The 14,239-nt window shown below is 76.2% G+C and carries 10 protein-coding genes; 8 read left to right on the top strand and 2 right to left on the bottom strand.

The annotated features are described in order from the left end of the window. The first annotated feature begins 74 nt into the window (after positions 1 to 74). Positions 75 to 1,229, top strand: coding sequence for a hypothetical protein (locus HS045_RS29230; protein WP_307827788.1), 1,155 nt, complete (start codon positions 75 to 77; stop codon positions 1,227 to 1,229). Here HS045_RS29230 and HS045_RS29225 read toward each other — a convergent pair. Together HS045_RS29225 and HS045_RS29220 are read right to left on the bottom strand one after the other, a co-directional pair. Further along, complete coding sequence (locus tag HS045_RS29225; protein WP_196454800.1) at positions 1,187 to 2,218, bottom strand: copper resistance D family protein; 1,032 nt, start codon at positions 2,216 to 2,218, stop codon at positions 1,187 to 1,189. The two genes, HS045_RS29230 and HS045_RS29225, sit on opposite strands and share 43 nt — an antisense overlap. Continuing rightward, entirely contained in the window at positions 2,215 to 2,799 is a 585-nt protein-coding gene (locus HS045_RS29220) for a copper resistance CopC family protein (RefSeq protein WP_196454798.1), read from the bottom strand. The genes HS045_RS29225 and HS045_RS29220 overlap by 4 nt, the downstream gene beginning before the upstream one ends. Before the next feature lie 699 nt (positions 2,800 to 3,498). Between HS045_RS29220 and HS045_RS29215 the strand changes: the two genes are divergently transcribed. The 7 genes from HS045_RS29215 to HS045_RS29185 all read left to right on the top strand — a co-directional run bounded on the left by HS045_RS29215 (position 3,499) and on the right by HS045_RS29185 (position 14,222). After that, the gene (locus tag HS045_RS29215; protein ID WP_196454796.1) at positions 3,499 to 3,678 is read left to right on the top strand and encodes an MbtH family NRPS accessory protein; all 180 of its coding nucleotides are present in this window, start codon (positions 3,499 to 3,501) and stop codon (positions 3,676 to 3,678) included. After that, entirely contained in the window at positions 3,675 to 3,920 is a 246-nt protein-coding gene (locus tag HS045_RS29210; protein WP_196454794.1) for an acyl carrier protein, read from the top strand. The genes HS045_RS29215 and HS045_RS29210 overlap by 4 nt, the downstream gene beginning before the upstream one ends. A gap of 128 nt (positions 3,921 to 4,048) precedes the next feature. Further along, complete coding sequence (locus HS045_RS29205) at positions 4,049 to 5,518, top strand: class I adenylate-forming enzyme family protein (RefSeq protein WP_196454792.1); 1,470 nt, start codon at positions 4,049 to 4,051, stop codon at positions 5,516 to 5,518. Position 5,519: 1 nt separating this feature from the next. Next, a complete protein-coding gene (locus HS045_RS29200; RefSeq protein WP_196454790.1) occupies positions 5,520 to 7,148 on the top strand; it encodes a condensation domain-containing protein in 1,629 nt (542 codons plus the stop codon). A gap of 172 nt (positions 7,149 to 7,320) precedes the next feature. Continuing rightward, positions 7,321 to 8,898, top strand: a complete 1,578-nt coding sequence (locus tag HS045_RS29195; protein WP_196454788.1) for a condensation domain-containing protein — start codon at positions 7,321 to 7,323, stop codon at positions 8,896 to 8,898. A 60-nt stretch (positions 8,899 to 8,958) separates the two neighbouring features. Further along, a complete protein-coding gene (locus HS045_RS29190) occupies positions 8,959 to 10,944 on the top strand; it encodes a non-ribosomal peptide synthetase (protein WP_196454786.1) in 1,986 nt (661 codons plus the stop codon). Next, positions 10,941 to 14,222: a non-ribosomal peptide synthetase gene (locus HS045_RS29185; RefSeq protein ID WP_196454784.1), complete on the top strand. Its 3,282-nt coding sequence runs from the start codon at positions 10,941 to 10,943 to the stop codon at positions 14,220 to 14,222. The genes HS045_RS29190 and HS045_RS29185 overlap by 4 nt, the downstream gene beginning before the upstream one ends. Positions 14,223 to 14,239: the final 17 nt, after the last annotated feature.

Here is a 14,239-nt window from a genome sequence, read left to right as displayed (position 1 = left end):
AACCCGGGGATCTCCCCGATTGCGGTCTTCGTAAACGCCCGGCATCATTTCGACGCGTGAAGCCTGCAGCGAGCGTGAGAAGAAGAGCCGCATCGGCCGTCCGGTGGGCCCTGCCGTACTGGACCCGGGGGAAGGCGGGCCGGGAGACGCCCGCCGACCTGTTCCGCGTCCTGTACCTCGGGTGGGTGGTCGCCTTCTGCTTCAAGGTGCTGGGAGCGTCCTGGGACGTCTCCTGGCACTTCCGGTGGCTCCGCGACGACCTGGCGCCGCCGCACCTGCTCAACAGCGTCGGCACCGCCATCGTGGTCGCCCTGACCATCGTGCACCTCTACACCGGCTACGGCGTGGACCGCACCGCGCAGCGCCTCATCCAGTGGGGCACCGGCCTCTTCCTCATCGCCGTGCCGCTGGACCTGATCAACCACCGCCTCAACGGGCTCGACATCACCTCGTGGAGCCCGTCGCACATGCTGCTGTACATCGGCACGTTCTTCATGATCTGCGGGGTGATCCGGGGCTGGTTCCTCGGCGCGCCGCCCGGCCGCACCCGCACGCTCGTCCTCGGCGGGCTGTTCGTGTTCATGTTCGAGAACGTCTGGTTCCCCGCCCAGCACCAGGAGTACGGCGTCTTCGGGATCAGGGCGTGGGACGCCGGGCGGCCGGAGGCCGAGAAGATGCTGCTGGACTTCGCCGCGGCCCAGATGGGCCGCGCGGTGGACCGCGGCATGGTGGTGCAGTTCTCGCTCCCGGTGCCCGACCAGGTCTACCCCCTCTACGGGGTGGTCGCCGCGATGATCGTGCTGGTCTTCGCCCGCGCGATGATCGGCCGCAGGTTCGCCGCCACCGCCGTGGTCGGCACCTACGTCGCCTACCGTGCGCTGATCTGGCCGATCCTGGCCGCCGCGGAGTTCCCGCGCTCGGCGGTGCCGGTCTTCCTGATCGCCGGGGCGCTCGCCGTCGACCTGGCGTTCCTGATCCGGATCCCGGTGGTCAGGGCGCTGGCCGGCTCGCTCGTCGCCACTCTCGCGGTGGACCTGGCGCTCCGCTCGCAGCACGTCTGGGCGTCCCCGCCGCTGGTCTCCCCGGCGACCATGGCCGCCGGCGGGGCCGCGCTCGCCGCCCTGTGGCTGGGCGGCGAGTGGTTCCTCGGCCGCCACCGGCTGCGGGCCGCCGAGGAGAGCGAACCTCAGGAGATGGTCGCCGTGGTCAGCGCCACCGCCACCCCGTAGGCGAGTCCCATCACGGTGAGCTCGACCGCCGCCCACGCGGCGACCCCCGTCGCCTCCTGCCGCTCGATGCGCGGCAGGAGGCGGAACCGGATGTGGGCGGCGAGCGGGACGAGCAGCGCCACGCTCGCGGTCTTGGCCACCAGGAGCAGGCCGTACTCGCCGGTCAGCAGCGAGCCGGGCAGTTCGGTGCCGGGGGTGAGGGCGATCGTGGCCAGGCCGTTCACCAGCCCGGACAGGGTGACCACGCCCAGCGCGAGGCCCGCCAGCCGGGAGAACCGCGGCAGGACCTCGGCCAGCAGCCCGCGGTCCCGGGCGACCAGCAGCATGACCGTGAGCAGTCCGCCGGTCCACGCCGCCGAGCCCATCACGTGCAGCTCCATCGAGATCATGATGGGGTCGTGCCAGACCGAGTCCACCGCGTGGCCGGTGACCGGGATCGGCAGCAGGCCGAACAGGGCCACCAGGATGCGCAGCTCGGCCGGGACCTTCTCGCCGAACCGCACGGCCAGCAGCCCGATCCCGGCGCAGGCGAGCGCGCAGGCGGCGCTGAACAGCATGCCCTGGCCCGCGCCCACGGCGTCGACGTACTCGGCGACCAGGCCGGGGGTGGGCACGGCCCCCGGGTTCAGCTCGGCGGTCTGGAACACGATGACGGCCAGCGCCAGCAGCGCCCACGCCCAGGCGAACGAGACGGCCAGCGGCCGGGCCCGGCGCATCACCGGCTCGGTGCGCTCGGGCGCGTCGAACCCGAGCAGCTTCGGCAGCAGGCTCAGCCCGACCACCGCGACCGCCGCCAGGTCCAGCAGCACCCGCAGCACCGGCAGGCCGTAGGCCACGGCCGGGCCGGGCAGCGCGATGCCGGGCACCGCCTCCTCGGCGCCGAGCGCGGTGGCGACCAGGACGGCGAGCAGCGCCCCGGAGACGAGCCCGCCGACCAGCAGCCTGCGGACCGCGACCGCCTCGGGAGCGCGCTCCACGGTGACGGTCACGGCGCGTCCGTCCGCTCACGGGTGCGGCGCATCGCCACGACGGTGGCGCCGCCCAGCAGGACCAGGGCCGCGGCGAGCCAGACGACCGCCATCCCGGCGCCGCCGTTCTGCGCGGCCTCGATCGCCCGGGCCCGCCCGTCGGGAGCCTCCGCGGCGTTCCCGTCGGCGGGTACGGCGGGAGCCGACGCGGCCGGGACCGGCTGCGCGGAGCCCGGCCCCGGAGCGGTCAGGGTGAAGGCCACCGTGCCGGAGACCGGGTGGCCGTCGGAGGAGAGGATCCGGTAGCCCACGACGTACTCCCCGGCCGGGCCGAGGGGCCTGGCCCCGACGCTGACCTCCGCGCCGTCGACGGCGGTCCTCCCCTCCTCCCACCGGGTGCCGTCCGGGCCGGTCAGGGTGATCTGCGCGAAGCCCTGCCGCGCGGGCTGGTCGAAGGTGAGCGTGATCCTCTCGGGTCCGGCGGCGATCGCGGCGCCGTCCTTCGGATCGCTGCCGATCAGTACGTTGTGGGCCTGGGCCGGGGTGACCGCGCCGAGCAGCGCGGCGCAGGCCAGCAGCAGGACCGTGAGTGACCGCCTCACCGATCGAGACCTTCCGTTGGGTTCCTCATGACCCGAACATATTCGCACTTCAGACGTCCACCCCGGGAATCGGAGGCCTCCGGGGGAGGGGGAGGACCGGCCGGAGGCCGCCGACCGGCCGGGTGGGCCGAGCCCTCTGCGGCGCGGGCCGGCCCGGCCCTGCGGGGGAAGGAAGTATGGGAGCGCTCCCACAGAGGAGGGGAAGGGCGGCGAAGGGCCGGCAGCGGCTTAGCCGGACCGTAAAAGGCTCGACAAAACCGGCAAACCAGTCTTTTCGCTTATAAGTGGACTAACTCCTTCTTTACTGTGGTTGTCCATAATCGAAAACCTGGAAGAAACCTTGACGGGCCTGTCGGCGCGTCTCTAGCCTCCTCCGTGGGAACGCTCCCACAGAATCACACCGAACACCCGTACGAGAAGTCTCACGTCTGAGGCGGTCTCGACGGCTCACCGGAGCCTCCGTGCCATCGGCGACCACCGCGGTCGCCCTCGCTGAGCGGCCGGTGATCACCTCTGCCCGACCCCGCGCGGGGCCGGCGGCCCCCTCCCGGCCGCCCCTCCCCCGCGACCGCCGCACTCCGGAACCGCCCGTCAGACGGCGGCGACGGGGTGGAGGGCCGTGGACGAGGCCGCGGAGGACGCAGACGACACCGGCGGTACCGGCGGCACCGGCGACACGGAGAAGGAGGAGGCCCCGGCATGAGTTTCCTGGTGGTGCTCAACGAGGAGGAGCAGTACTCGGTCTGGCCCGCGGACCGGGAGCTGCCCGCGGGCTGGCGGGCCGAGGGGTTCGCCGGGGAGCGGGAGGAGTGCCTCGCCCGCATCGAGGAGGTCTGGACGGACATGCGCCCGCTCAGCGTCCGGCGGGCGCACGGATGACCGGGCCGGTGGCGGCCCGGCTCGCCGAGATGGTCGAGACCGCCTCCGACGGGCGGCTCACCGCCGGGGAGGTGCTGCGCTCCGAGGGCTCCCTGGCCGCCCTCGGGCTGGCCTCGCTGGAACTGCTCCGGCTGGTCGACGGGATCGAGGACGAGTTCGGCGTGGTCCTCGACCTCGGCGGCGGAGCCCCCCTCGACGGCTTCCCGTCCCTGGTCGGCCACGTCGCGGAGAACCTGCGGTGAGCGCGCGGACCCCGTCGGCTCCGCAGCCCCCGCCGGCTCCGCAGCCCCCGTCGGCTCCGCAGCCCCCGCGGATCCCGCCGGCCCCGCGCGCTCCGCAGCCGCCGCGGGCCCCGCGGACGGTGCCGGAGATGCTGGCCCTGCGCGCCGCGCAGGAGCCGGAGCGGACCGCGATCGTCGTCGAGGGCGAGGGGACGCTGACCTTCGGCGCGTGGGAGCGGCGCTCCCAGGCGGTCGCGCACGGTCTCCTGGACCGCGGCGTGCGGCCGGGCGACCGGGTCGCGCTGCTGTTCGGGAGCCGCGACTGGGCGGACTTCGCCGTGGCCTACTGCGCGGTCCAGCTCGCCGGGGCGGTCGCCGTCCCGCTCTCGGACCGGCTCGCCCCGGCCGAGCTGCGGTACATGCTCGGCCACTGCGAGGCCTCCGCCGTCCTGTGCGGCCGGGACCTGAAGGCCCCGGAGGGCGACCGCTGGACGGCCGCCCCGGCGGAGCTGGAGGGCGCCGGGACCGGGCCGGTCGGGGTGCGGATCGCCCCGGGGGACCTGGCCCAGATCCTCTACACCTCCGGGACCACCGGCATGCCCAAGGGCGTCGGCGCCTCCCACGCCAACCTGGCCTTCGGCTGCGAGACGCGCCCGAACCGCCGCCGGTTCGGGCACTCGCGCCACCTGCTGCACGCCTTCCCGATCGGCACCAACGCCGGGCAGACCATGCTGCTCAACGCGCTGGACGCCCGCCCGGCGATGCTGACGCCGGGCCGCTTCACGCCCGGCCGGTTCGCCCGGCTGATCGAGTCGTACGGCGTCGGCACCGTGTTCCTCGTCCCGACCATGGCGATCGAACTGCTCAACACCGGGCTGCACGAACGCCACGACTTCTCCAGCGTGGTGCTGCTGGGCTCGTCCGCCTCGGCCCTTCCCCCCTCGGTGTCCGTACGGCTCACCGCCGCCTTCCCCAACGCGACGGTGACGAACTACTACACCTCGACCGAGGCGGCCCCCGCCCAGACCATCATGATCTTCGATCCGGCCCGGCCGGGCGCGCTCGGGCGCCCGGCGTCCGGCGGCGCGCTGCGCGTCACCGGGCCGGACGGCGGGCCGCTGCCGCCGGGGGAGACCGGCGAGGTCTGGATGCGCTCGCCCGCCCCCCGCTCCTACTACCGCGACGAGCAGGCGAGCGCCGAGGCGTTCCGCGGCGGCTGGGTGCGGATGGGCGACCTGGGCTACCTGGACGCCGACGGCTACCTGTACCTCGTCGACCGGGAGAGCGACGTGGTCAAGTCCGGGGCGTTCAAGGTCTCGACGCTGCAGGTGGAGGCCGCGCTGTACGAGCACCCGCAGATCGCCGAGGCCGCGGTGGTCGGCGTCCCGCACCCGGTGCTGGGCACCGCGATCGCCGCGGCCGTCGTGCCCCGCCCCGCCGCGGAGGTGTCCGTCGCGGACCTGCGCGCCTTCCTGATGGAGCGGCTGGCCGGTCACGAGCTGCCCGAGCGGGTGCTCGTGGTGGACGCCCTGCCCAAGAACCAGTCCGGGAAAGTCGTCAAAACAGAGGTGCGGAGGCGCTTCGGCGCCGACGCGACCGGTCGTACGGAAGGCGTGTGAGATGTCGGTACCGCTGGTGGACGAGTCGCACCGGGCGTCGCCCGCCCAGCACGGAATGTGGGTCACCGAGCGGGCGGGCGCGGGCGGCGCCGTCTACCGCATGCCGCTGGCGATCCGCTTCGACGGCCCGCTGGACGCGGACACGATGCTCGACGCCTGCGCGGCGGTGGTCCGCCGCCACCCCGTGCTCGCCTCCGTGCTGGCCGAGCGGGACGGGCAGGTGTGGGCGGCGCCCGGCGAGGCCCCGCCGCCGATCCTCTTCGAGGACCTCTCCGGCGAGGCCCCGGGTCCCGCCGCCGCCCCGGCCGCCTCAGCGGGCGCCGGGAACGCCGCGGAACCGGCGGGCGCGCCCGGCTCGCCGGAGTGGCTCGCCGCCCGGGTCGCCGCGACCCCTCTGGACCTGGGCGCCGGCCCGGTCTCGCGGTTCACCCTGTTCCGGCTGGGGCCGCTGCGCCACCTGCTGCTGGTCGTGGCCCACCACGCCGTCTTCGACGGCATGTCCAAGGACGTGCTCCTGCGCGACCTGGCCGCCGCCTACAACGGTGAGGCGCCGCCCCCGCTGCCGATCTCGTACGGCGAGGCGGCCCGCGCCGAGCAGGAGCGGGTGGACGCCGGGCTGGACGCGGCGGCGGAGTTCTGGCGGTCCCGGTGGCACGACGACCGGGAGGTCGCCCTCCCCGGGGCCACCGGCTCCTCGCTGCGCGCGGCTCCCGGCGAGGCGGTGGAGCTGGCCCTCGGCGAGGAGGCGGCCGAGGCGGCCGGGCCGCTGGGCGTCACCCGCTTCGAGCTCCTGCTGGCCGCCTTCCACGTGCTGCTGCACGCCTACGGCAACGAGCGGGTGACGGTGGCGGTGGACCTGTCCACCCGGACCGAGCAGACCCGCGACCACCTCGGGCCCTTCGTCAACGAGCTCCCGGTGGCATCCGTCCCGGAGGGGACGTTCGCCGAGTTCGCCCGCTCCCTGCGGGAGGAGCTGCGCGCCGTCTACCGGCACCGGGCGGTCCCGCCGGCCCGGGTGCTGGGCGGGATCGGCCCGCGCAGCGCGCTCACCCCGGTCTCGGTGAGCTACCGGGCGCGGCCGGGCGCCGACCCCGTCTTCACCGGGCTCGACGTCTCCACCGACTGGGTGATGTTCAACGGCGCGGTCCGCAACACGCTGCACCTGCAGATCGTGGACGCGCCCTCCGGGCTCTCGGGCGTGCTGCTGTTCAACCCCGCGGTCCTCGGCCGCGCCGGGTGCGAGGCCGTCGCGGAGGACCTGCGGGCCCTGCTGCGGGGCGTCGCCGCCCGGCCGGAGGCCCCGATCGCGGAGCTGCCGCTCCCGGCGCGCGCCGTCCCGCCCCTCGCGGCCCCGGCACCCGCCGAGGAGCCCGAGGAGCCCGAGGAGAACGGTGCGGGAGGGGCGCCGGACGCGCTGGTCGAGGAGGTCGCCGCGATCTGGCGCGAGGCGCTGGGGGTGGACGAGATCCGGCCGGACGACGACCTGTTCGACCTCGGCGGGCACTCACTGACGATCACCCGGATCATCTCCCTCGTGCACGACCGGATGGGCGTCGAGCTCTCCTTCGAGGTGTTCATCGACGACCCCACCGTGAACGGCGTCGCCGCCGAGATCGCCGGGTCCCGGTGACGGCCGTGGCCGCGCGGGCGCCGCTGGCCCCCGCCCCGCGCGGCCGCACACCGGTGGACCGCCCCGCGGCCGGTGGCGATCGTGAGGACCGCCCCGCGGCCGGTGGCGATCGCGAGGACCGCCCCGTGACCGGTGGCGGCCCCATCGCCCGTCCCGTGCCGGAGGGCGCGCCGTGACCGTCGAAGACCGGCGCGCGGCGCTGCTCGCCCGGCTGGCGGCGCTCCCGCCCGAGCGCCGCGAGGCCCTGCGCGCGCTCGCGCTGGGCGGGGCGGCCTCCGGTGCGACGGCCTCCGGTACGGCGGCCTCCGGTGCGACGGCCTCCGGTGCGACGGCCTCCGGTGCGACGGCCTCCGGTACGGCGGCCTCCGGCCGGGAGGAGCCGGAGGGAGAGGGCGCCGGCGGCGCGGCCCGGACCCCGGCCGACGGAGGCGCGGGGAGCGCGCGGGAGGCGGAGACGGGCCGGCCCCGGCCGCTCTCCTTCGGCCAGGAACGGTTCTGGTTCCTCAACCGCTTCGACCCGTCCGACACCGTCTACAACACCCCCTGGTGCGTACGGCTGCGCGGCCCGGTCGACGTCGGCGCCCTGGCCGGCGCCCTGGCCCGCGTCGCCGAGCGGCACCACGTGCTGCGGACCCGCTTCCGGCTGGCCGGCGACCGGCCCGTGCAGATCGTCATGCCGGCCGGGCCGGTCCCGCTGGAGCTGACCGAGGTCGCCGGGGATCCGGCGCCGGCCGTGGTGGAGTTCGTCAACCGGCCGTTCGACCTGGCGGCGGACCCGCCGCTGCGGGCGGCGCTGCTGCGACTGGACGACGGGACCCGTCTGCTCTGCCTGGTCCTGCACCACATCGCGGTCGACGGCTGGTCGCTGGACGTCCTCATGCGGGAGCTGGCCGAGTGCTACGCGGCCCGGCGCGAGGGGCGCGAACCCGTGCTGGCGGAGCTGCCGATGCAGTACGCCGACTTCGCCGCCGAGGACCGGCGGCGCGACCGCACGGCCCAGTTGGAGTACTGGACCCGCACCCTGACCGGGGTGCCCGTGCTGGACCTCCCCGCCGACCTGCCCCGCCCGGCCCGGTGGACGGGGCGGGGCGGGCAGGAGCCCCTGCGGGTGCCCGCCGGGACGGTCGCCCGGCTGGAGGAGGCCGCCCGCCGGGGGCGGTGCACGCTGTTCATGGCCCTGGTCGCCGCCTACCAGGCCGCACTCGGGCTGCTGGCCGGCCAGGACGACCTGTGCGTCGGGGTGCCGGTCGCCGGCCGCGGCCGGACCGAGCTGGCCCCGCTGATCGGGTACTTCTCCACGACCCTGGTGCTCCGCGCCGACCTGACCGGCGACCCCACCTTCCGGGAACTGCTCAGGCGCACCCGCGTCACCGTGCTGCGCGGGCTCCAGCACGCCGACACGCCCTTCGAGCAGATCCTCGGGGCGCTGCGCCTGCCCCGCGACCTGAGCCGCCCGCCGCTGCTGCAGGCCATGTTCAACCTGCACAACCTGCCCAAGGACGACCTGCTGCGCACGTCGATGGGGGACCTGGAGGTCGAGGTCTACCCGGTCCCGGCCGCGGGCCGTACCAAGGCGGAGATCTCGGTGGACGCCTGGCGGGAGGGCGGAGGACTGGGCGGGGTCCTCGACTACGGCGGCGACCTGTTCACGGCGGAGACCGCGCGGCGGTTCGCCCGCGTCTTCACCGGCCTGCTGGAGCGCGCCGGGGACGACCCCGGCCTCCGGCTGTCGGAGCTGGCGGGCGGCTGAGGTGGACCGGGCAGGGATCGGGGGTCCGGCCGCGGATCCGCGACGGAAGGGAGACGAACGGTGCTGACGACGCTGACGACGCTGGAGCCGCTACGGCGCCGGCGGGACCTGACCCCCGACGCGGTGGCGGTGAGCGGGCCCGGGGGCGAGCTGACCCACCGCGAACTGCACGAGCGGGTCGACGCCCTGGCGGCGGTCCTGCGCGAGCGGGGCGTGGGGCCGGAGGTCCCGGTGGGGATCTGCACGGAGCGCACCGTGGGGATGGTGGTCGCGGTGCTGGCCGTCTGGGCCGCGGGCGGCGCGTACGTCCCGCTCGACCCCGACTTCCCCGCCGACCGGCTCCGGTTGATGCGCGAGGACGCGGGGGCCGGCCTGGTGCTGACCCAGGACGGGGTGGCGGCGCGGCTGCCGTCCGGGACGCCCCGCACGCTGGTGCTCGCCCCGGACGGCTCGGTCCCCGGCGCGCGCCCCGCCCCGGACGGCCCGCCCGCCCCGGACGGCCCGCGGGGCGACCTGGCCTACCTGATCTACACCTCGGGCTCGACCGGGCGGCCCAAGGGCGTGGCGGTCCCGCACCGCGCGGTGGCCAACCTGATCGGGTCCTTCGCCTCCCTGCTGGAGCTCACCCCCGCCGACCGCTGGCTGGCCGTCACCACGCTGTCGTTCGACATCTCGGTGCTGGAACTGCTGCTCCCGCTGGCCTGCGGCGCCCGGCTCGTGGTGGCCCCCGCCGACCGGGTGGCCGACGGCCCGGCGCTGCGCGCGCTGGCGGCCGAGGAGCGGATCACGGCCATGCAGGCCACCCCGGCGACCTGGCGCATCCTGCTGGAGGCCGGCGGGGTGCCGCCGACGGTCCGGACGCGGCTGTGCGGGGGCGAGGCGCTCCCGCGCGACCTCGCCGACGCGCTCGGCTCCGACGGCGCCCGCCTGTGGAACGTGTACGGGCCGACGGAGACGACCGTGTGGTCCACCGCCGGGCCCGTCCCGCCCGCGCCGGCCCCGGTGGACCTGGGCGGGCCGATCGCCGAGACCGCCCTGTACCTGCTGGACGCCGCGGGGGACCCGGTGGCGGAGGGACAGGTGGGGGAGCTGCACATCGGCGGCGCCGGGGTGGCGCGCGGCTACCACGGCCTGCCCGCCCTGACCGCGGCCCGCTTCCTGCCCGACCCCTTCTCCGGCCGGCCGGGCGCGCGCATGTACGCCACCGGCGACCTGGCCAGGATCGGCGCCGCGGGACGCCTGGAGTACCTGGGCCGGGCCGACCAGCAGGTCAAGATCCGCGGCTTCCGGATCGAGCTCGGCGAGATCGAGACCGCCCTGCGGGCCGCCGCGGAGGTACGGCAGGCCGCCGTCGCCGTGCGCGAGGGCCCGGACGGGTCGCCCCGGCTGGTCGCCTACGTCGTCCCGGCCGGCGACGCCGGTGACGCCGGTGACGCCGGGATCATCGGGACCGTCGGGACCCCGGGCGCCCCGGACGGCTCCGGGCACCGCGGCGCCGCGGGCGCACCGGTGGAGGCCGGCGTCCCGGACGGGCTCTGGCCGGGACTGCGCGCCCGGTTGCGGGCGGGCCTGCCGGCGTACATGGTCCCCGCCCACCTGGTGGTCCTCGACCGGCTGCCGCTCACCCCCAACGGCAAGCTGGACCGCGCGGCGCTGCCGCACCCCGACTGGGCGCGGCCCGGTGGGACGCCCTACCGGGCCCCGGCCGGCGCGGAGGAGAAGGAGCTGGCCGCCATGTGGGCCGACGTCCTCGGCCTGGCCGAACCGGTCGGGGTCGACGACGACTTCTTCGAGCTCGGCGGGCACTCGCTCACGGCGGCCCAGATCATCGCCAGGGTGCAGACGCTGTTCGGGACGGTGGTGCCGATCGTGGCGCTGTTCGAGAACCCCACGGTGGCCGGGCTCGCCCGGGAGATCGACCGCGCGGGCGACGGGGCGGACGACGGGCCGGACCTGATGGACATGGCGGCGCTGCGCGATCAGCTCGACGGGCTCAGCGCCGAGGAGCTGGCCGCCCTCTTCGACGAACTGGCGCCGGGCGCATGAGGGCGCCCCTGTCCCCGGCCCAGGAGCGGCTCTGGTTCCTGCAGCGCCTCGATCCGGCGGACGCCGCCTACAACCTCTACCTCGTGCGCACGCTGCGCGGCCCGCTCGACCGGGCCGCGCTCACCGGGGCGTTCGACGACGTCCTGGCCCGCCACGAGAGCCTGCGCACCCGCTTCACCGAGGAGGAGGGGGTGCCCTGGGCCGTGGTCGGGCCCCCGGCGCCCGCCGCCGTCGACTGGCCGGTCGCGCGGGACCGTGAGGAGGCCGGGCGGATCACCGCCGAACGGGTCAACGCCCCGTTCGACCTGGCGCAGGGACCGCCGCTGCGGATCGCGGTGATCCGCAGCGGCGACGACGAGCACGTGCTCTGCGTCACGATGCACCACATCCTCGCCGACGGGTGGTCGCTCAACGTGATCCTGGACGACCTGGCCGCGTGCTACACGGCCCGCGTCGCCGGCGTCCCGGCGGAGCTCGCCCCGCTGCCCGTCCAGGCCGTCCACCACGCCCTGTGGCAGCGGAGCCGGGCCGGGCGCGCGGTGCCGTACTGGCAGGAGAGGCTGGCCGACCCGCCGCCGCCGGAGCTGCCCTTCCGCGAGGGCGCGGCGAGCGGGGAGGGGGCCTTCCACGGGGTGCGCCTGCCGCCGGCGACGGCCCGGCGGCTGGAGCGGCTGGCCGCGGAGCGGCGCACCACCCTGTTCACCGTGCTCATGGCGGCCTACCAGGTGCTGCTCTTCCGGCACACGGGCCGGACCGACCTCCTGGTCGGCAGCGTCTTCTCGGGCCGGGACCGGGTCGAGTTGGAGGCGATGGTCGGGTACGTCTCCCAGACGGTGGTCCTGCGGGGCGACCTGAGCGGTGACCCGTCCTTCACCGGGCTGGTCGCGCGGACGCGGGGCGAGGTCCTGGGCGCGATGGCGGCCTCGGCGGTGCCGTTCGAACGGCTCGGCGGGCGGGCGGAGTCGCTGCTGCCGTCGATGCTGATCCTGCACACCCAGGACGGCGGGCCCCGGCGGCCGTTCGGGGACCTGGAGGTGACCGGGCTCGACGCCGGGTTCCGGCAGGCCAAGGTCGACCTGCTGGTCGAGGTCTGGTCGGACGCCGACGGACTGGGCATCGCGCTCTGCCACGACACGGGGCTGTTCGACGCGGAGGCGGGGCGCCGCCTGGCCGAGCGGTTCGCCCGGCTGCTGGAGTCCGTCGCGGCCGGGCCGGACACCGCGATCTCGGAGCTGCGGATCTGGACCGACGAGGACGAGGCGGAGATCCGCGCCCTGGCCGGGCCCGCGTCCCCGCCGGACACCGCGCGCACGGACGCGCCGGACGGCGCGGGCGCCGTCCCCGCGGGCGCGCCGGACGCCGCGGACGCGGGGACGGCGGAGGCCGCCGCGCCGGAGGCGTCGGTGCCGGAGATGATCGCCGAGGTCGCCCGGCGGTCGCCCGGCGCCCCGGCCGTGGTCTGCGGCGGGACGGAGGTCGCCTACGGGGACCTGCTGGCCCGCGTGGACGCGCTGGCCGGTGCGCTCGGCCGGAGCGGGGTGCGCCCCGGCGACATCGTCGGCGTCTGCCTGCCGCGCTCCGTCGAGGCGATCGTCGCGCTGCTCGCCGTGTGGCGGGCCGGCGCCGCCTATCTGCCGCTCGATCCGGACGATCCCGACGAACGGCTCGCCTTCACCCTGGCGGACGCCTCGATCGTCCACGTGGTCACCCGGCGGAGCCTCCCTCCCGGACATCTCGCGATCGACCCCTGCGGACCGGAGGACGGCCGGAGCCGTACGGCGCCGAACGCGGGACCCGCGGCGAACGCGGGGACGGAGGCGGGATCCGCGGCGGGCGCGGGCGCGGGACCGGGATCCGCGGCGGGCGCGGGGGCGGAGGCGGGATCCGCGGCGGGCGCGGGCGCGGGGCCCGTGGGGGTCCGGCCGGCGGACGCCGCCTACGTGATCACCACGTCGGGCTCCACCGGGCGCCCCAAGGGCGTGGTGGTGGAGCACCGGGCCGTCACCGCGCGGGTGCGGTGGATGCGTTCCGCCTACGGCCTGGCCCCCGGCGACCACGTGGTCCAGTTCGCCTCGCTCGGCTTCGACGCGCACGTTGAGGAGGTCTTCCCGACGCTGGCGGCGGGCGCCGCGCTGGTGCTGCTCCCCGACGGGGCGACGAGCCTGCCCGAGGTGCTCGCCACCCCCGCGGGCCGGCGGGTCACCGTGCTGGACCTGCCGACCGCCTACTGGCACGCGCTGGTGGAGGAGCAGGAGGCGGTGGCCTGGCCGCCCGGGCTGCGCCTGGTGATCCTGGGCGGGGAGCAGGTCGCCGCGGCGGCGGTCGAACGCTGGCGGACCCGGTTCGCCGACCGGGTCCGGCTGGTCAACACCTACGGGCCGACCGAGGCCGCGGTGATCGCCACCGCGACCGACCTGGGCGCCGACGCGGCCTCGGGCCGCCCGCCGATCGGGCGGCCGATCGGCGAGACCTCGGTCCACGTGCTGGACGGACGGGGCCTGCCGCTCCCGGCGGGCGCGGCGGGCGAGCTCGTCATCGGCGGGGCGGGGGTGGCGCGCGGCTACCTCGGCAGGCCGTCGCCGACCGCGGCGGCGTTCGTGCCCGATCCGTACGGCCCGCCGGGCGCGCGCCGCTACCGGACCGGCGACCGGGCCCGCCGCCGTCTCGACGGACGGCTGGAGTTCCTGGGGCGGCTGGACGGCCAGCTCAAGGTGCGGGGCTTCCGGATCGAACCCGGAGAGGTCGAGAGCAGGCTGCTCGACCATCCGGAGGTGGGACAGGCGTTCGTCACCGTCCGGAACGGGGAGCTGATCGCCTACTTCACCGGCGCGGCCGATCCGGCCGAGCTGCGCGCCCGGCTGGAACGCGCGCTGCCCCGGCAGCTCGTCCCGGCCGCCTGGGTGCGGCTGGAGGCGCTGCCCCTGACGTCGAGCGGCAAGGTCGACCGGGCGGCCCTGCCCGAACCGGACCTCGTCCCGGCCGCCGGGCGGATCGCGCCCCGCACCGACGCGGAGCGGCTGGTGGCCGGGATCTGGGAGGAACTGCTCGGTGTCACCGGTCTCGGCGTGTTCGACGACTTCTTCGCGCTGGGCGGCCACTCCCTGCTGGCCACGCGGGTGGCCGCGCGCATCCGCCGCGCGACCGGCCTGGAGGTCGCCGTCCGCACGGTCTTCACCCGTGCCACGATCGCCGAGCTGGCCGCCGCGGTGGAGGAACTGCTGATCGAGGAACTGGAGGGCATGACCGACGAGGAGGCGCTGAGGCTGCTCGACGGCTGACGCCGGGACCCGACGCC

Source organism: Planomonospora sp. ID82291 (assembly GCF_015711645.1).
Classification (GTDB): Bacteria; Actinomycetota; Actinomycetes; order Streptosporangiales; family Streptosporangiaceae; genus Planomonospora.
Note: the sequence above shows the minus strand (reverse complement) of the source record. Positions and strands in the feature narration are given on the sequence as shown.